The organism is Hymenobacter sp. HD11105, from assembly GCF_054051685.1.
The window spans coordinates 515,840-533,483 of the sequence record NZ_JBSWBR010000003.1 but is presented as its reverse complement, the minus strand read 5'-3'; the positions used below and the strand labels follow the sequence as shown (position 1 = coordinate 533,483).

The 17,644-nt window shown below is 51.3% G+C and carries 14 protein-coding genes; 11 read left to right on the top strand and 3 right to left on the bottom strand.

What is annotated here, in order from left to right; translation table 11 throughout:
* Nucleotides 1–76: 76 nt before the first annotated feature.
* The gene (locus tag ACW9KT_RS12760) at nucleotides 77–2,863 is read right to left on the bottom strand and encodes a cation-translocating P-type ATPase (protein ID WP_457080939.1); all 2,787 of its coding nucleotides are present in this window, start codon (nucleotides 2,861–2,863) and stop codon (nucleotides 77–79) included.
* A gap of 465 nt (nucleotides 2,864–3,328) precedes the next feature.
* Here ACW9KT_RS12760 and ACW9KT_RS12755 point away from each other — a divergent pair, with 465 nt between their 5' ends.
* The 6 genes from ACW9KT_RS12755 (at nucleotide 3,329) to pgl (ending at nucleotide 9,701) form a co-directional block, all read left to right on the top strand.
* On the top strand, nucleotides 3,329–4,768 hold the full coding sequence (locus ACW9KT_RS12755; RefSeq protein WP_457080937.1) for a sensor histidine kinase: 1,440 nt from the start codon (nucleotides 3,329–3,331) through the stop codon (nucleotides 4,766–4,768).
* Between the two features lie 7 nt (nucleotides 4,769–4,775).
* Nucleotides 4,776–5,171 carry a response regulator gene (locus ACW9KT_RS12750; RefSeq protein WP_457080935.1) on the top strand — a complete coding sequence of 132 codons (396 nt, stop codon included), beginning with the start codon at nucleotides 4,776–4,778 and terminating at the stop codon, nucleotides 5,169–5,171.
* A 194-nt stretch (nucleotides 5,172–5,365) separates the two neighbouring features.
* Nucleotides 5,366–5,785, top strand: a complete 420-nt coding sequence (locus ACW9KT_RS12745) for a hypothetical protein (protein WP_457080933.1) — start codon at nucleotides 5,366–5,368, stop codon at nucleotides 5,783–5,785.
* A gap of 124 nt (nucleotides 5,786–5,909) precedes the next feature.
* The gene (gene gndA, locus ACW9KT_RS12740; RefSeq protein ID WP_457080931.1) at nucleotides 5,910–7,409 is read left to right on the top strand and encodes an NADP-dependent phosphogluconate dehydrogenase; all 1,500 of its coding nucleotides are present in this window, start codon (nucleotides 5,910–5,912) and stop codon (nucleotides 7,407–7,409) included.
* A gap of 42 nt (nucleotides 7,410–7,451) precedes the next feature.
* The gene (gene zwf, locus ACW9KT_RS12735; RefSeq protein ID WP_457080929.1) at nucleotides 7,452–8,966 is read left to right on the top strand and encodes a glucose-6-phosphate dehydrogenase; all 1,515 of its coding nucleotides are present in this window, start codon (nucleotides 7,452–7,454) and stop codon (nucleotides 8,964–8,966) included.
* Between the two features lie 3 nt (nucleotides 8,967–8,969).
* Nucleotides 8,970–9,701 (top strand): 6-phosphogluconolactonase, encoded by a 732-nt coding sequence (gene pgl, locus ACW9KT_RS12730; protein ID WP_457080927.1) that lies wholly within the window; start codon nucleotides 8,970–8,972, stop codon nucleotides 9,699–9,701.
* Nucleotides 9,702–9,732: 31 nt separating this feature from the next.
* Here the strand turns inward: pgl and rpiA are convergent, their stop codons facing one another.
* The gene (gene rpiA / locus ACW9KT_RS12725) at nucleotides 9,733–10,482 is read right to left on the bottom strand and encodes a ribose-5-phosphate isomerase RpiA (protein WP_457080925.1); all 750 of its coding nucleotides are present in this window, start codon (nucleotides 10,480–10,482) and stop codon (nucleotides 9,733–9,735) included.
* A gap of 97 nt (nucleotides 10,483–10,579) precedes the next feature.
* Complete coding sequence (locus ACW9KT_RS12720) at nucleotides 10,580–10,924, bottom strand: hypothetical protein (RefSeq protein ID WP_457080923.1); 345 nt, start codon at nucleotides 10,922–10,924, stop codon at nucleotides 10,580–10,582.
* A 668-nt stretch (nucleotides 10,925–11,592) separates the two neighbouring features.
* Here ACW9KT_RS12720 and ACW9KT_RS12715 point away from each other — a divergent pair.
* The 5 genes from ACW9KT_RS12715 to ACW9KT_RS12695 all read left to right on the top strand — a co-directional run bounded on the left by ACW9KT_RS12715 (nucleotide 11,593) and on the right by ACW9KT_RS12695 (nucleotide 17,607).
* On the top strand, nucleotides 11,593–12,990 hold the full coding sequence (locus tag ACW9KT_RS12715; RefSeq protein ID WP_457080921.1) for an undecaprenyl-phosphate glucose phosphotransferase: 1,398 nt from the start codon (nucleotides 11,593–11,595) through the stop codon (nucleotides 12,988–12,990).
* Between the two features lie 596 nt (nucleotides 12,991–13,586).
* Nucleotides 13,587–14,441 (top strand): glucose-1-phosphate cytidylyltransferase, encoded by an 855-nt coding sequence (gene rfbF / locus ACW9KT_RS12710; protein WP_457080919.1) that lies wholly within the window; start codon nucleotides 13,587–13,589, stop codon nucleotides 14,439–14,441.
* A 75-nt stretch (nucleotides 14,442–14,516) separates the two neighbouring features.
* Nucleotides 14,517–15,611 (top strand): NAD-dependent epimerase/dehydratase family protein, encoded by a 1,095-nt coding sequence (locus ACW9KT_RS12705; protein ID WP_457080917.1) that lies wholly within the window; start codon nucleotides 14,517–14,519, stop codon nucleotides 15,609–15,611.
* A gap of 60 nt (nucleotides 15,612–15,671) precedes the next feature.
* Nucleotides 15,672–16,232 (top strand): dTDP-4-dehydrorhamnose 3,5-epimerase, encoded by a 561-nt coding sequence (gene rfbC / locus ACW9KT_RS12700; protein ID WP_457080915.1) that lies wholly within the window; start codon nucleotides 15,672–15,674, stop codon nucleotides 16,230–16,232.
* A gap of 52 nt (nucleotides 16,233–16,284) precedes the next feature.
* Entirely contained in the window at nucleotides 16,285–17,607 is a 1,323-nt protein-coding gene (locus tag ACW9KT_RS12695) for a methyltransferase domain-containing protein (protein ID WP_457080913.1), read from the top strand.
* The last annotated feature ends 37 nt before the right edge of the window (nucleotides 17,608–17,644 follow it).

Sequence of the window (17,644 nt, the reverse complement as noted above, 5' to 3'; positions counted from 1 at the left end):
GCGAAGAAACCCGGGAAATTGTAGGTACAGCGCTGCCCCAACTCTTCTGCTATCTGGGGGGCATTTAGCGGCCGTATTAATCGATTGATGGCAACGTCCGAGGCTGCTGATCGCTCCGCACGAGGCTGCGAAACCGCAGTGTCTTCTCCACGCTCACGACAAGCCACAGAATGAGGCCCGCGCCCAGTATGCGCAGCATCTGGGGGGCATTTAGCGGAGCCGAGCTAAACAGTGTGTTCATAAACGGCGCGTAGATAAAGGCGGCTTGCAGGACCAGCATGGCAGCAATACCATAGTACACCCAGAGGTTGGAGAAGTAACCAATTTCCCGCGTGGGCCTTATCAGGGAGCGACAGCTCAGCAGGTAAAACGCTTCCATCACGACCAGCACCGTGGTAGCTACGGTCTGGGCTTCGGCTAGTGAGGCGCCTTGATAACGCCGCTCATATAGGAACAAGCCAAATGTGGCAATCAACATCAGCACACCCACCAGCAGCGTGCGCATAATCAGGTCGCGGGTGAGGATGGGCTCGCCGGCTGGGCGGGGCGGACGGGTCATGATGCCGGGCTCCTTCAGCTCGAAGGCCAGTGTAAGGCCGAGCAGCACGGCCGTGGTCATGTTTATCCAGAGAATATGAATGGGCTGTACGGGCAGCTGAGTGCCGAAGGCAATAGCCATCAAAATCGTGAGGCCCTCACCCAAATTGGTAGGCAGCGTCCAGACAATAAACTTGGTCAGGTTGTCAAACACTCCGCGGCCTTCCTCCACAGCTCCCTCGATGGAGGAGAAGTTATCGTCGGTGAGGACCATATCGGCGGCATCTTTGGCTACGTCGGTGCCGGTGATGCCCATGGCAATGCCAATGTTGGCCTGCTTGAGAGCCGGCCCGTCGTTTACGCCGTCGCCGGTCATGGCCACCACCCGGTCGCGGGCCTGTAGGGCTTTCACCAGCCGCAGCTTTTGATCGGGAGATACGCGGGCAAATACTGAGGTATTTTCGGCTACATCTTCCAAGTGCTTATCGTCGATCTGCTGAAGCTCTTTGCCCGTAATGGCTACTAACTTACCGTTGTGCTTGCGGCCTTTTAACCCAATCTCGCCAGCAATAGCGGAGGCCGTAGCAGCGTGGTCACCGGTAATCATTTTCACGTCAATGCCTGCTAGCTGGCAGAGCCGCACAGCCTCTATGGCTTCCTTGCGCGGCGGGTCGATCATGGCTTGCAAGCCCAAAAACACTAGGTCGCGGCTGGTGTAGTCGTGACTGATGGCATCTAGGCTAGTAGGGGCTTCAGCCGTAGCGAAAGCGAGCACGCGCAGCCCTTCGCTGGCCATAAGCTCCACCTGTTGCATAATCACAGCCTGGTCCAGCGGCTCCAACTCGCCGTCGGCCTGCATGACGGTGGCGCAACGATCCAGCACGGCTTCCACCGACCCTTTTAAATAAATAACCGGCTTAGCGCCGCCGTGAAGCGTAGCCATGTACTGGTACTGCGACTCGAACGGAATAGTATCCAGGCGCGGGTGGGTTTGCTCTAGTTGGGTTCGCTCGAAGCCCGCTTTACCGGCCGTCACGACCAGCGCGCCTTCGGTCGGGTCGCCCTCCACGGCCCATTTACCTTCTTTTTCCCTTACTGTGCTGTCGTTGCAAAGCAGACCGGCGTGCAGGCAAAGCTGCAAGGCTTGGTTGGAAGTCAGATCGGCTACCTGGTCGTTGCACAGAATGTCGCCCTCAGGCCGGTATCCCAAGCCCTTCACCTGATAAATTTGCCCCCCAGCCGCTACTTGCTGCACGGTCATCTGGTTTTCGGTGAGCGTGCCGGTTTTATCAGAACAGATAACGTTGGTACTGCCCAGCGTCTCGACGGCTACCAGCTTGCGAATAATAGCCCGGCGGGCCGCCATTTTCGACACGCCCAGGGCTAGCATAATGGTCACGGCCACCGGTAAGCCTTCCGGAATGGCCCCCACGGCCAGCGCCACGGCTATCATAAAGGTGTCGGCGAGATTCTCCCCGCGCCAGATGCCTATCAGAAATACCACGACGCAAAGCCCCAGAATCACCCAGAGCAGTAAATTGCTGAACTCTTTGATTTTCAAGGTAAGCGGCGTTTCCAAATCCTCGGCGCCGGCAATGGACTGCTGAATTTTGCCTACTTCGGTATGGTCGCCGGTGGCCACTACCACTCCCGTGGCTTGCCCATACGTGACGCTGGTAGAAGCGAAGCCCAGACAAAGCTGGTCGCCTAGAACGTTGTCGGCGGAGACGGCCTCCGCGTTCTTTTCCACAGCTACCGACTCGCCGGTCAGCGCCGACTCATCTACCTGCAAGTCACGAACTCTCACCAGGCGCACATCGGCCGGAAACTTGTCGCCCGATTGTACCAGCACCACATCGCCGGGTACCAGTTGCTGCGCATCTATCTCCTGCCGCTGGCCGCCCCGAATAACCTGGGCGTGGGCGGTCATGCTTTGGGCCAGGGCATCGATGGCGGCCATCGCTTTCGACTCCTGCACGTAGCCAATAATGGCATTGATAAATACGACGGCAAAAATGACAATGGCGTCGGTATACTCTTTCAGAAAAATAGTGACGACCGTGGCCGCCAGCAGAATATAAATAAGCGGCTGGTGAAATTGCAGCAGGAAACGGACCAGTGCACTCTGCTGCTTTTTGGGCGTCATCTGGTTGAGGCCTACCTGCTGCTGGCGCCGTGCTACTTCTTCCTTGCTCAAGCCCTCTTTGGCCGACACCTGCAACCGCTCCAGCACCTCCTCCGCTTCCAGGCTGTGCCACTGCGGAGCCCGATCTGGAGTTAGCTGTAATGGTTTTTCGCTTACTTCTCTTGCTTTTACTACACTCATAGCCAACCTGTTTTTACTACACCGCAAAGGAGAGCCACGCACGCGGCTGAGGCCATGACCTACGTCATGAACTCAGGTAATTATCTGCAATACTGTACGGTACTAGCCTGGCGCCTGGGCCGCCCGAAACAGCTTGCTGCGTCCGTAGTCATAACTACAGTACGTCCGGGGGGCTTTTTTGAACGATACTATCGGGACCGACTGCTGTCTGTTCGCTAGTGCTGCGGCCTTGAGTTAGGCCAGCAACCTGTTCGATTTAGGCCGACAATCCCTTACTTGGCTACCCGCTGTTGAGGGGCCTACTTAAACCCTCACGTTTTTGCTAGCGGCGTTGGAACATCCCTCACGCGGCGTCCGTACACACCACACAAGCTTAACCATGCTATTATTTCCAGAACATGGTATTTGCTTCGGCGGCCCTGCTCTGACACGGCCAGGTCAACGTTTCGCCTAGTTAAGCCTGTCATGAGTAAGAGTGCCCAATTTGTAGATAGCGAGCAACGATTCAGGTCCTTGTTCGAGAATAACCTGGACATTATCCTCTTTCAGGATGAGGCGGGGCTCATCCTGGATGCAAATCGCCCCTTCCTTACGCTCCTTCATCAAGACTTAGCCAACGTCTTAGGACGGCCCCTTACCGATTTTTTGCCCCCCGAGCTGGCTCCTCTCTTCAATGAAAAGCTCCGCATCGCCTTTCAGGGCACTCCGGTTCAGTTCGACGTAGCGGTTCAGTTCAAAGGCGCCGAGCCGAGAGTGTTGAATGTAGCCAAAGTGCCGTTAATCGTAGACGGCGCCATAACGGGCCTGCACATGGTAGCGCGTGATATCACGGACCTCACTGCCTCGCACCAGCTTATTGACCAGCAGGCCAAAAAGCTCAACACTATTTTTGAGAGCATCACGGATGCTCTCTTTCTGCTTGATCGGGAGTGGAACCTCACCTTTATAAACCGCGAAGTAGAGCGGCTCCTGCAAGTAGACCGCCAGCATATACTTGGAAAAAATCTCTGGGAAGTATTCCCGAATGAAGTGAACGGGGAGTTCTACCAGCAGTATCACCGGGCCATGGCCAGCGGCAAAGCGGTGCATTTTGAGGCGTATTATGCCAAGCGTGAGCTATGGTTTGAAGTGAAAGCGTTTCCGTCGCCGGAGGGCTTGTCAGTGTATTTCTCTGATGTCACGTCCCGGCACGAAGCGCAGGCCAGCCAGGAGCGACTTTCCGCCGACCTGTATCGCCACAACCAGGACTTGCAGCAATTCACTTATCTGGTTTCGCACAACCTGCGTGCCCCACTGGCTAACGCTATAGGCTTGGCCCAACTGCTGACGGTAGTGGGGCAGGAGCAAACCACATTGCTGGACCACTTGCAAACCAGCTTGCACCAGCTCGACTCCGTGCTGCAGGATATGAACACCATCCTGACGGTGCGCGATAAACAGGAAGGCACTGAGCAGGCCGAGCAAGTCGTGTTGGCTACCGTTCTGAGCCAAGTAGTGCAAGATTTACAGGAGCCGCTGGAGCAAGCTGGGGGGCAAATTGTGCACAATCTGATGGGCGACTTATATGCCCACGGCAACCGCGCCTATATCTACAGTATTTTCTCCAACCTGCTTTCCAACGCTATCAAATACCGCTCGCAGCATCGCCCCTTAGCTGTTACTATTTCCGGTACGCCGCACGAGGAGCGCGGCACATTACTCACCTTCTCCGACAACGGTTCGGGCTTCGATCAGGAAAAAGCCGGCACCGACATATTTAAGCTGTACAAGCGGTTTCACGCCGCGCCATCAGGGCGGGGTATGGGGCTGTACTTAGTCAAAGCGCACGTACAGTCTATGGGAGGCTACGTCGAAGTGCGCAGCCAAGTGGACGTGGGTACTGAATTCTCCTTATATCTGCCTTGAACGAACAATGCATACGATACTAATTGACGATGATTTTATCAGCGTTTTCCTGACGGAGAAGTTTTTGCGGCGAGAAGAGTTTTCTGAGCAAATCACTTCCTTTCAGTCTCCCGAGCAAGCGCTGGAACATGTGCGGCAGGTCATACCGGACAATGTGCCGGATATTATTCTGCTGGATCTGAATATGCCCTTGATGAGCGGGTGGGATTTTCTGGAAGCACTCAGGCCTCATGAGGCGCAGTTGGCGGGCCGCTGCCTGATTTATATTCTTACCTCGTCTCTTGCCCCCATGGATAAAATAAGGGCGAAAGACTACGGCTTGGTAGCAGGCGTCATTAATAAGCCCTTGGATCGGGCGAAGGTGCAGGCTATTCGGGCGCAGGTAGCCGAAAGCAGATCTTGATGAGGATATTGGGTGAGAGGTAGTTGGCTAATGGGTTGCGTGGCAAGTGTTCTTGCCGATGGAATGGAATCTGGGGCTGGGTGCTAGAAAGAGAAAGTAAAACCATCCGGCCAGCATGGCGCTTAGGTAGGATAAGCACACCCTGCTAATGACTATGCAATTCATAGTCATTGCCACCCACCTTTTAGTTTGCCATGTCCTCGCCTGAACCCACTACCCGCACCATCACCTACCGCCCCGACCTAAAGATTCTAATTGTTCGATGGCATCAGGATGCTGACCCGGAGGTGCTCCAGGCTGATTATCACGCTATGCTGGCCGCCGCGCAAGAACACAGTTGCAGCCGCTGGCTGATCGATGTTCGCCGCCGCGAGGGAAACAATCCCGAGATTAGCGCCTGGGCAAGTACAGTGTTTTACCCATTGGCCGCCAGTCGATTAGCCCCCCAGCGCTTGTTTCTCGCAGTTCTTACTTCCGCTTACATTTACAATCGTTTCCGCGAAGATGCTGAGCAGCGGCAATACGTAGACTATATGCTCGCTTCCGAGCGACCTTTCACAACCAATGTATTCGACGAAGAAGGCCCCGCCACTCGATGGCTAGAAGGCTGCTGAGGTCAGCTGGTGCCATTCGTAGAGGGAGTTGTTGAGGCTTGGGGGGCATTTTTTACTTAAACTCAACGGCGGAAGTTGGTTACTTTCCGTAGCTACTAACTCTCTACCACGAAAACTACCTGCGATGAGCACCACGCCAACAACGCATTCCTTTGGTATGATAGGCCTCGGCACTATGGGCCGCAACCTGCTACTAAACTTAGCCGATCATAACTTTAACGTAGCTGGCTACGATAAAGACGAGAGCAAAATAACGCTGTTGGCGGAGGAGGGTGCTGGTAAGCCGGTGCAGGGCTTCACCGAACTGGCGGCCTTTGTGCAAAGCCTGCAAACGCCCCGGGCCATCATGTTGCTCGTGCCCGCCGGTCGCATTGTAGATAGCGTAATTGAAGAGCTACTACCCTCGTTGACGCCCGGCGACATGATTATTGACGGCGGCAACTCCCACTTCACCGATACCACGCGTCGGGCTGCTGCCTTGGCGTCGTCGGGCTTCCACTTCTTCGGTATGGGTATATCGGGCGGGGAAGAAGGTGCCCGCTTTGGCCCCAGCATGATGCCCGGCGGCGACAAACAGGCATATCGGGCCATGCAACCTATGTTTGAGGCCATTGCCGCCCGCGTCGATGGCGAGCCGTGCGTCACGTATATCGGGCCTGGGGCGGCAGGTCACTTCGTTAAGATGGTGCACAACGGCATCGAGTACGGCCTAATGCAGCTGATTGCCGAAACCTACGAGGTGCTGAAGCGGGGGCTAAACCTGGATAATGCGGCTATCGGGCAGGTGTTTGCACGCTGGAACGCCGGCCGTTTACAATCCTTTCTACTCGATATTACCAAAGACATCTTTATCTTCCGCGCCCCCCACACCAACCACGAGCTGCTCGACGACATCAAGGATGAAGCGCGCTCAAAGGGTACCGGCATGTGGACCTCACAGGTAGCCATGGAACTGGAAATGCCCATCCCGACCATCGACTCGGCCGTGACGCTGCGCAACCTATCCAAGTATAAGAACCTGCGCGAGCAGCTGGCCACTCTATACGCCCCCACCCCAACGCCGCTTTCGGTTGATACCGAAGCTTTTCTTGCCGATCTGGAGCAGGCATTCTACTTCAGCATGGTTGTTACCTATGCGCAGGGGATGCACTTGCTGGCCAAAGCGTCCAAAGATTATGGGTACGAGCTGGAGCTGGCCAACATTGCTAAGATCTGGCGTGGGGGCTGCATTATTCGCTCTGGCTTTCTAGTCGATATTTACAATGCCTATCAGCAAGCTCCTGACCTAGCGCATTTGCTGTTGGATCAGCGCGTAAGTGAACTGGTCAATCAGGCGGTGCCCGGCGCGCGCACGGTAGTGTCGGCGGCGGTAGCGGCGGGCTTGGCTATGCCGGCCTTCGCCGCTTCACTAAGCTACTTTGAATCGTTGCGCAGTGCGCGGATGCCTTCCAACCTCATTCAGGCCCAGCGCGACTATTTCGGGGCTCACACGTACGAGTTGATCGGGCATGAAGGCGTGTTTCATACCCAATGGACGCCCATTCATGAGGATGCGGCCAATAAAATAACCACTCAAGAAGACCCCGAGCGGAAGAGTGAAGAGGAAGTAATTCCTAACAAGTAATAGGCTGCCGCCATTTAGCAACCCTTCGCCACAACCTAGCGCATGAGCTCCAATAAGAAAATTCAACCGACTATCTTCGTCATCTTTGGCGGTACCGGCGACTTGAATGCCCGCAAACTGACCCCCGCGCTTTATCATCTGTTTTTGGATAACTGGTTGCCCGAGCATTTTGCCATCATCGGCAGCGGGCGTTCCAAACTCTCAGATGAAGAGTTTCGGACGAAGCTACTGGAGGGCGTAAATCAGTTTTCGCGCAGCGGCAAAGCCGACAAAGACAAGTGGAGTGCTTTTGCTGAGCACATTGTGTATGAGGGTGCCGATGTGCAGGACCCGGCTAGCTACGAGGTGTTTAGTGAGCGTGTGGAAGCCTACGAGAAAGCCTGGGGGGCAAAAGCGACTATTATTCACTACTTAGCCGTGGCGCCCGCCTTCTTTCCAGTTATTGCGGCCAATCTGGCTCAAAACCACCTCGCCGACGACACCGACCGCACGCGCATTGTTATTGAGAAACCCTTCGGCCATGACCTGGAGTCGTCGCGGGAGCTGAATCAGCTACTGGGGCAAATCTTCAACGAATGCCAGATTTACCGCATCGACCATTATCTGGGCAAAGAGACGGTGCAGAACATCATGGCTTTCCGCTTCGCTAATGCCCTGTTTGAGCCCCTCTGGAATCGTGACCACATCGAGCACGTGCAGATTTCGGTGAGCGAGCAGCTAGGGGTAGGGGAGCGCAGCGGCTATTACGATGGCGCGGGCGCCATGCGCGACATGATTCAGAACCACTTGCTCCAGCTGCTGTGCCTAGTAGCCATGGAGCCGCCCGTCAATTTTACGGCCGACGAAGTGCGTAACCGCAAGGTGGATGTACTGCGCGCCATGCGCCGGTTTGCTCCCGAAGATGTGCGCGAGTCGGCGGTCCGCGGCCAGTATGCGGCGGGCTGGATAGAGGGAAAAAAAGTACCCGGCTACCGCGAGGAGCCCGGTTCTAATCCGACCTCCAATACCGAGACCTTCGCGGCCGTCAAGTTCTTCGTGGATAACTGGCGTTGGCAGGGGGTGCCCTTTTACGTGCGCACCGGCAAGCGCATGCACCGCTCGGCCTCCAGCATTACTATTCAGTTCAAAGACGTTCCGCACTTCATCTTTCCGCCCGAAACGGCCGAGAGTTGGCAGCAAAACCGCCTGATTATTAGTATTCAGCCCGAGATGAGCATTCGCCTACAAGTGCAGGCCAAACGTCCCGGGCTGGATATAATGCTCAATACCGTGGACATGGTGTTTGATTATAAAGGCACTTACACCAGCCAGGCCCCGGAAGCGTACGAGACCCTGCTGCTGGACACGATGCTCGGTGACCAAACCCTATTTATGCGCGGCGACCAGGTAGAAGCTGCCTGGGACCTGCTCATGCCTATCCTCAACTCGTGGCAGGGCCGCACCAGCCAGAGCTTCCCCAACTATTCCGCCGATTCGTGGGGGCCAGAACTGGCTGAAGCCCTAATTGCCCGCGACGGTTTCCACTGGTTTACGCTCCCTTTAAACGGAAAAAAATAGCTTATGCAGTTGCACATTCACGCCACCCCTGACGAAAACCTGGATAGCCTAGCTCGCTATTTTGTTTCCTTAGCCCAGCAGGCAATCATGACGCGTGACCGGTTCGCTGTGGTGCTTTCGGGGGGCAATTCGCCGAAAAAACTATACGAGCTGCTGGCTTCACCGGCCTACCGTCAGCAGCTAGCGTGGGATAAGGTCTTTTTCTTCTTCGGCGATGAGCGCTACGTGCCGCACACCGACCCCGATAGTAATTACCTGATGGCCAAAACGGCTTTCCTAGATTCACTTCAGATCAATCCAGCCCAGGTATTTGCCTTCGATACCGCCCTAGCTCCAGCCGAAGCTGCGCAGCAGTACACCCAAACTATCGAGCGGTTCTTCGCCCCCGAACCCCCTCACTTCGATCTGGTGCTCATGGGTTTGGGTGACGATGCGCACACGGCTTCTTTATTTCCGGGCACTCCGGTGCTTAAGGAAAAGGCGGCTATCGCGAAAGAGGTGTTTGTGGAAGATAAGCAGGTATATCGCCTAACTATGACAGCGCCGCTCCTAAACCAAGGTGAAGCATTTGCTTTTTTGGTACAGGGCAAGAACAAAGCGATGGCAGTCCAGCAAGTGTTGAATGAAGATTATAATCCGCAGCTATTACCTGCTCAGCTTATTGCACCAATCACTGGTGAGTTGCATTGGTTTCTGGATGCGGAGGCTGCTTCACTCTTGCCCGGTACTACTTAATTATAAGTAGGAGATGCCTGTACGAGTACGCTTAGGGTAGCTCCGCAAACTCAGTGGCGGGAGCAGGCTGAGCATTAGCCCTCACCACAACTACCTGCTCACCCTGAGCCAAGACCGCGGCCCGAGCCAAGCCCAGAAACAAGCCATGCTCGACAATACCTGGAATGGCTTGTAACTGGCTGGCCAGCCGCTCGGGATCAGCCAGAGCATTGAAGTGACAATCAACTAACAGATTCCCCTGATCTGAGTGCGCGGGCTGGGGGGCATTTTGCTTGTCTTCTCGAAGAACTGGAGCGCCACCGAGGGCTGCCACGGCATCTAACACCCAAGGCAGCGCAAAGGGTACAACTTCTAGCGGCAGTGGAAAATGCCCTAGCTGAGGCACCATCTTCGATGAATCAGCAATAACCAATAGATAGTCGGAGGCAGTGGCGAGCACCTTTTCGCGAAGTAAAGCTCCTCCGCCTCCTTTGATAAGCCGCAACTGGGAATCCAACTCATCGGCTCCATCCACTGTCAGGTCGAAGCGCAAACCGCGTTGGGGCGCCAACAACGGTATTCCAACCTGCCGGGCTAACGTCTCGCTAGCCACTGACGTGGCCGTGGCCTGTATCCGGCGTTGCCCACTCCGCACCGCCTCACCTAATAAGGTGATAAAATGAGCGGCAGTGCTGCCACTCCCCAGTCCGACGACCATACCATCGCGCACCCAGCGCAAAGCCGCTGTTGCCGCCAACACCTTTTCTTGGTCCAGCTTACTTTCGATAGGAACAGGTGCCATTTACGAGTAGTTTATAGAACTGACCTCAACGGAGCCGAGCGTTGCTTTTCACTAATAGTGTAGCAAACTCGGCTACTGCTGAGGATAAGGCAGAAACTTATTTTACGGAAACAGTCGTGACGCGGCCAGTTTGCTTATCGACATCGAAAGCAGCGGCGTTGGGCATGCGGCCAGCCCAGTCGGTGCGTGGCACTTGTATCTGCCAGTGCGTGTCTACCTCCACTACTCGCATAGAATCAAGTTGGTACAGCGCGGTCTGAGGCAGCCCCTGCACATGGCGTGCAACCATTGTCTGAGCAGCAGTGGCTGTGGGCGCACCATCAGTAGTAACGACAGCAGGTACTGTGGTCGAAGCCGGTTGGTCAGCAGTTGAGCTGGTTTGCTGGCAACTACTTACCAAGCAGACGACTCCAAGTAATGCGGCAACAGATAAGTTGATCATAGCGACAATGAAATTAGGAAGAGGGGATAGGTAACTAGTTGGGGACTTTTTACGAGAGACAGACTTTGTTAAACCCTAGACTCGAAACCGATGGCATAGCCTCACTCGTGGGTAATCATATAAATATATTTATAATAATATACAAGTAATAGTCCCATGTTCTGGTGTAATTTGAGAATAACTTACTCTTAATTTCTAGATCATTTAGTTGACTCGAATGATTGATTGTATTGCTCGATTTTTGACTAAAAAGCGATTTTGCTGACTTTCCATTTTCTTACAGTCAATTGCTTCTCAAATATTTACAAATATTAATCGCCTTCTTACTATATTAGCTAAAGGGATTCAGCTGGCTCATAAATCTCTGTTTTAAGCAGGTATTTTGCCTGATTTTCCCTTCGTGGTATAAACTTTGTCAGAATTAACATGAAACCTTCTAGATCAATTGGAGTAAAAAGCCATAAAATCATTAAATAATATAGAAATAGGCTATATAGAGAGGATTCCGCAAAGACATATCATGGAATATTATTGTTGTGTTAATTATTTATTATCTTTTTTTAGTAAAAAGTCATATAAATTATTGATTTAAGTACAGAATGAATTTACTTTGCATCCGTACAAGACCAACAAACCTCCTTCTGCCTACCGCCTACTTGTACTAACTTATGGAACGCTACAAACACTACACAGATGCCTCCCGCATCATCCTGCCAGTGGTGGACGTCCTCATCATCTTTGGCGCATTCCGTCTTACTGGCTTCTTCTTGTTCGATAACTGGGTATTTAATAGCTATTACCCCTTCTTCTTTGCCATTTTTGGTTTGCTCTGGTGGATTCTGTCGGGCCAGTATGCCAACTTATACAGAATAGACCGCCTTATTACGTACCGGGAGAAACTCCTCTACCTCGTTCGGACCTTCCTGATACACGCAGGTTTGATCATGGCTGGGGCTATGCTCTTCGACACAAACTGGTTGACAGTTCGTTACCTAGTGCTTGTTTATAGCTTATCAGTAGTAGGGGTAGTTGGGGGGCGTTTTCTATTAGCCTTCTTGTATCGGACCTATTGCACTCGTATAGCCCGAGCTCATACGCACTTCGTGATTGTAGGTGCTGGCAATAGTGGTCAAGAACTGTATCGGTTCTTAGCTTCTCATGACCCAGTTGGCAATAAGTTCCTAGGTTTCTTCACGGACGAGCCAGTAGCTGACAACTTAAAGTCGTTAGTAAAAGGCTCCATAGCCGACCTGAAGAAATACTGCTCCCAAACCCAGGTAGATGAGATCTACTTCGCCATGCCGCTTGATAAGCGTGAACTCATCGAAGACTTGTCACGCTTTGCTGATGACCACTTCCTGTCGTTCCGTATCGTACCTGACTTCAGCGGTACAGTTCGCCAAGATGTGAATGTGTACTTCTATGATCACATGCCGATTCTTACTATTCGGCATGAGCCTTTGGGAATGCGCACAAACCAAGTGATGAAGCGCTTATTCGATATTGCTTTTTCCTTCACCATCATTGTTACCATATTCCCAGTGGTAATGGGTTTGCTAGCTCTCATTATCAAGCTAGATTCACCAGGTCCGGTATTCTTTAAACAGTTGCGGCCAGGTAAACGCAATCAGCTTTTCCCCTGCTATAAGCTGCGCACGATGCAGGCCAACCACGGGCAAACGGAACTTCAGGCTACTAAAAACGATATGCGGATCACCCGCGTAGGCAAGTACCTGCGCAAGTACAACCTTGATGAGTTGCCACAGTTCTTCAATGTACTGATGGGGCATATGTCAGTAGTTGGTCCCCGTCCTAACATGCTGTCGCAGTTGGAAGAGTACTCAAAGCATATCCGCACTTATCAGATGCGCCATGCTGTAACTCCTGGTATCACGGGCTACGCTCAGGTAAACGGCTACCGTGGCGAAACTCGCGAAGCTGGTACTATGGAGAAGCGTGTAGAGTACGACCTGAAATATGTGCAGAACTGGTCATTTGGCTTGGATATGAAAATTATTGGCCAGACCGTCTGGAACATGGTTCGTGGTGAGAAAAACGCTTACTAGTTATAGTAGCAAATATAACTTTTATACATAACCCATTTAGTTCTACCTGCAATAACCGTTAAGCCATCAGTTGCAGTCCTAAATTTGGCTAATCTGCAAGATGATGCGATACTAACTTCTTAAGTGATTTTGCTAGGTCAGCTTCTGTGTGGTGGGCAGAATTTTACTGCTGTTACTTATACATATTGAAAGTTGCCGATACTGTACAAGTAAGCGAGTATTTCACAAGTTCATTGTTCAAAGTCCCTGATAAAACAGGATAAATACGAATAAAACCGTTAGGATCTTTTCAAACAGAAGATCCTAATGGTGTTTTCCATATTAGTAGCTATTCAAGTTGCGTAGCTCATAGGTGATAGTCGACTTATACTGCGTGTCCCCTACTACAACAGCTATATAACAGCTGTAGCTAAGCAGGGTAGATGTATCTAGGTCATGACTCTATCTAATGTCAGATAAAAAATAGAGTGAATAATTAAATTATGTCATCTACAAGTTATAAACTTATACAAGGATGTGCACTTATGAAGGCTCTGGGTTCTGAGATGGATTAATATTTGCTGAATTCTGCCTTTGTCTCTTCTAATACATTCCTTATGCAGGCAGTTATACTCGCAGGTGGCTACGGCACTCGTCTCAGTGAAGAAAGTGGTGTTAGACCAAAGCCAATGGTAGAAGTCGGTGGTAAACCCATTCTATGGCATATAATGAAGATTTATGCTCATCATGGCATTACTGACTTTATAATATGTTGTGGTTATAAAGGCCATCTTATTAAGCAATATTTTGCTGATTACTTCCTGCATAATGCAGATGTGACTTTCCGGATGGATCGCAACGAGATGCAAGTGCATCGAAGCCGGGCTGAACCTTGGACTGTAACCCTAGTAGATACAGGTGAGGAAACTATGACCGGCGGGCGCTTGCGCCGTGTGCGCCAATATTTACATGATGATACCTTTTGCCTTACCTACGGCGACGGAGTAAGCGACGTAAATATTAACGAAAGTATTGCTTACCATCATCAACAAGGAACATTAGCAACACTAACAGCTGTCCGTCCCCCGGGTCGCTTTGGGGTATTCAACTTAGTTGATGATAGTAGCTTAATATCAAGCTTTACTGAGAAACCAGAAGGGGGCGAATCTCCTTGGATCAACGGAGGATTTTTCGTGTTGGAGCCACAGGTACTCGATTATATTGAGTCTGATGCAACCATCTGGGAAAAAGGCCCCCTAGAGCAATTAGCTGCCGATGGGCAACTAGCAGCATATCGGCACACAGGCTTCTGGCAGCCCATGGACACGCTACGTGACCGCAATGTATTGGAAGAGATGTGGGCAACTGGCAAAGCCAAATGGAGAATATGGGGTAACCCAAACGATTCTCTTCCCTCTACTTCTATTCACAAGGATACTCCACGAGCAACCCAGTCATCCATCTTAAGCTAAGCAGCTCCGAAAGTGCAGATCAGATGCCAACATGAACTGCACTCAGTAAGCTTTAAAACGAAAATCCACTAGTAAATGAACCCGCAGCGCATCCTTATTACTGGCAACATGGGCTACGTAGGCCCTGGCGTTGTGCGCCACTTGCGTCAAACGTACCCCCAGGCTGAGTTAATTGGATACGATATAGGTTTTTTTGCTCATTGCTTAACTGGCCCTAGTCGTCTGCCCGAATCCCGTCTCAACCAACAGTATTTTGGAGATGTACGCGACATATCTGCTCATTTACTAAATGGAGTTGATGCAGTTGTGCACCTTGCAGCCATTTCCAATGATCCAATGGGCTCAGCCTATGAGGATGTGACATTAGCTATCAACTATCAAGCTGGAATCAAGTTGGCGCAACAAGCCAAAGCAGCGGGTGTACGAGCTTTTGTGTTTGCGAGCAGCTGTAGCATGTATGGAGCTGGTGGAGAGGAAGCTAAAACAGAAAACTCTACGCTCAATCCACTCACTGCCTACGCGCGTTCTAAAGTGTTAAGCGAGCAGGAACTAGCTCAGCTAGCCAGCACAGACTTTCGAGTTACCTGCCTGCGGTTTGCTACAGCTTGTGGCTGGAGCGACCGTTTACGACTTGATCTGGTAGTCAACGACTTTGTAGCGGGAGCTGTGGCTGCCGGTGAAATCAACATCCTTAGCGATGGTACGCCATGGCGTCCGCTTATTCATGTGCAGGATATGGCTCGCACCATTGAATGGGCTATTAGCCGGGAAACTGAAAATGGGGGCAACTTTTTAGCAATAAATGCAGGCTCCGATCATTGGAATTATCAAGTACATGAGTTAGCCGAGGCCGTGGCAGCAGCCATTCCAGGTACTGTGGTTACGCTAAACCCTGCCGCTCCACCCGATAAGCGCTCATATCGTGTTGACTTTAACTTGTTCCGCCAATTAGCCCCTCACCATCAACCCCAACGTACGCTACCCGACACTATTGCTGAACTGCGCGATGGGCTGATGAACATAGGTTTCCGAGACGCTAATTTTCGCTCGTCGCAACTTATACGTCTACAGGTACTAGCCTCTCTGCGAGAGAGTGGGCAGCTTGGTAGCAATTTGGAGTGGCAATCTACGGCTATAGTGCAAGCCATAGCAGAGGAAGCAACTATCTGAATTTCGTGTTGTTCAGAAGTTTAAGCTGTTTGGTTTCTTTGCTTCTAATTCAAACAAGTTATGATCTTCACCCAAACGAAGCTAGCAGGCGCCTTCATCATTGATTTAGAGCGCTTGTCGGATGAGCGAGGATTTTTTGCCCGCTCTTGGTGCGAAGACGAGTTTGCGGCGTATGGAATTCGGATGGCTACTGTGCAAGCGAATGTGTCGTCTAATCCGAAGTGCGGCACTTTGCGCGGCATGCATTATCAAATTGCTCCCTACAGCGAAAGCAAGTTAGTGCGTTGCACGAGGGGAGCTATTTATGATGTAATAGTAGACCTGCGCGAAGAGTCACCAACATATGGGCAGTGGATAGGTGTAGAGCTGACCGCTGATAACTTTCGGATGTTATTTGTGCCAGAGCGCTTCGCCCACGGTTTTATTACCCTGCAGGATGCTACTGATGTTGCTTATCAAATGTCAGCTAAGTATATGCCCGGCGCCGATGGTGCCTTGCGTTGGAATGATCCATCTATTGGCATCGAGTGGCCTATTGAACCTGTGCTGATTTCGCAAAAAGACCGCAGCCATCCGGATTTTCAGCTAACTACTTCTATCATCGTGCCCCGCAAATCTTAGGCGCTGATTAGTAATAACCTTTTTGCTTTGTATATCTCTTCTACTCCATAATATGGACATATCTACTTCTCCTGCCACCGTTGCTACTAATCCATCATCTTCATCTGTCGACCTTGCTCAAGATGTAGAATTTGGTTTGCCGCCTGCTAGTCCCTGTCGGTTCTGCTCTACGCCTCTTACTACAACTTTTGTGAATTTAGGTACTTCGCCTCTGTGCCAAGACCATGTGCGCCCGCAGAATTTCAACAAAGCTGAGCCCTTCTATCCGCTACACGCCCGCGTTTGCAAAGAATGTTTCTTGGTACAGTTAGATGAGTTCGTCAGTCCTACAGAGGTATTCAACGACTACGCCTATTTTTCCTCGTATTCGGCCTCGTGGTTGCGCCACGCTCATCGCTATACTGACATGGTTAGTGAGCGTTTTAGTTTAACAGCAAATAGCTTAGTAGTAGAACTAGCTAGCAACGATGGCTATCTGCTACAGTATTTCGTCGAAAAAGGTATTCCGGTACTCGGAGTAGAGCCCGCTGCCAACGTAGCTGAATATGCCCAAGCAAAAGGTATAAATACAATAGTTAAATTTTTTGGTCATGATACCGCCCAGCATATTGCTAGCACGGTAGGCCAAGCTGATTTACTATTGGGCAACAATGTATTGGCTCATGTGCCGGACATTAATGATTTTGTGAGTGGTATGAAAGTCCTGCTCAAGCCAGAAGGCGTAATTACCATGGAGTTTCCGCATCTATTACGTCTGATAGAAGGCAACCAGTTCGACACTATTTATCACGAGCACTTTTCGTATTTATCGTTCTATACCGTAGAGCGCATTTTTGCGCACCATGGACTCACTCTGTTCGACGTTGAAGAACTGCCAACTCACGGCGGTTCAATTCGTATTTTCGCTCGCCATACCAGCCACGAGGCTCAACCCGTAATCGAGCGCGTAACGAAACTACGAGACCAGGAGGTGCAAGCCGGTATACTCGATTTATCGTTTTATGCTGCTTTCGAGGAGCAGACTAAAGAGACCAAGCGGAAGCTCCTTAGCTTTCTAATTGAAGCTCGTCGAGCCAATAAAAAAGTAGTAGGATATGGTGCTCCTGGTAAAGGGAACACACTGCTCAACTATTGTGGCATTCGCACTGATTTCGTAGAATATACGGTTGATTTGAGTCCTCATAAGCAAGGTAATTTCCTGCCTGGTACCCGTATTCCTATTTGTCACCCTGACCGTATCCGGCAAACTCAACCTGATTATGTACTGATTTTACCCTGGAACCTTCGGGAGGAAATCATGGAGCAAATGGCGGATGTCCGTAGCTGGGGGGGTAAATTTGTAGTTCCTATTCCAGAAGTAAAGGTATACGACTAGCATAGCTTCATCTTGCTGTTGTAAAGTGTTCACTGAT

Excerpts from the sequence above, each read along its gene's own strand:
- ACW9KT_RS12760 (WP_457080939.1), bottom strand. The coding sequence starts at position 2,863 with ATGAGTGTAGTAAAAGCAAGAGAAGTAAGCGAAAAACCATTACAGCTA.
- ACW9KT_RS12755 (WP_457080937.1), top strand. The coding sequence starts at position 3,329 with ATGAGTAAGAGTGCCCAATTTGTAGATAGCGAGCAACGATTCAGGTCC.
- ACW9KT_RS12750 (WP_457080935.1), top strand. The coding sequence starts at position 4,776 with ATGCATACGATACTAATTGACGATGATTTTATCAGCGTTTTCCTGACG.
- ACW9KT_RS12745 (WP_457080933.1), top strand. The coding sequence starts at position 5,366 with ATGTCCTCGCCTGAACCCACTACCCGCACCATCACCTACCGCCCCGAC.
- gndA (WP_457080931.1), top strand. The coding sequence starts at position 5,910 with ATGAGCACCACGCCAACAACGCATTCCTTTGGTATGATAGGCCTCGGC.
- zwf (WP_457080929.1), top strand. The coding sequence starts at position 7,452 with ATGAGCTCCAATAAGAAAATTCAACCGACTATCTTCGTCATCTTTGGC.
- pgl (WP_457080927.1), top strand. The coding sequence starts at position 8,970 with ATGCAGTTGCACATTCACGCCACCCCTGACGAAAACCTGGATAGCCTA.
- rpiA (WP_457080925.1), bottom strand. The coding sequence starts at position 10,482 with ATGGCACCTGTTCCTATCGAAAGTAAGCTGGACCAAGAAAAGGTGTTG.
- ACW9KT_RS12720 (WP_457080923.1), bottom strand. The coding sequence starts at position 10,924 with ATGATCAACTTATCTGTTGCCGCATTACTTGGAGTCGTCTGCTTGGTA.
- ACW9KT_RS12715 (WP_457080921.1), top strand. The coding sequence starts at position 11,593 with ATGGAACGCTACAAACACTACACAGATGCCTCCCGCATCATCCTGCCA.
- rfbF (WP_457080919.1), top strand. The coding sequence starts at position 13,587 with ATGCAGGCAGTTATACTCGCAGGTGGCTACGGCACTCGTCTCAGTGAA.
- ACW9KT_RS12705 (WP_457080917.1), top strand. The coding sequence starts at position 14,517 with ATGAACCCGCAGCGCATCCTTATTACTGGCAACATGGGCTACGTAGGC.
- rfbC (WP_457080915.1), top strand. The coding sequence starts at position 15,672 with ATGATCTTCACCCAAACGAAGCTAGCAGGCGCCTTCATCATTGATTTA.
- ACW9KT_RS12695 (WP_457080913.1), top strand. The coding sequence starts at position 16,285 with ATGGACATATCTACTTCTCCTGCCACCGTTGCTACTAATCCATCATCT.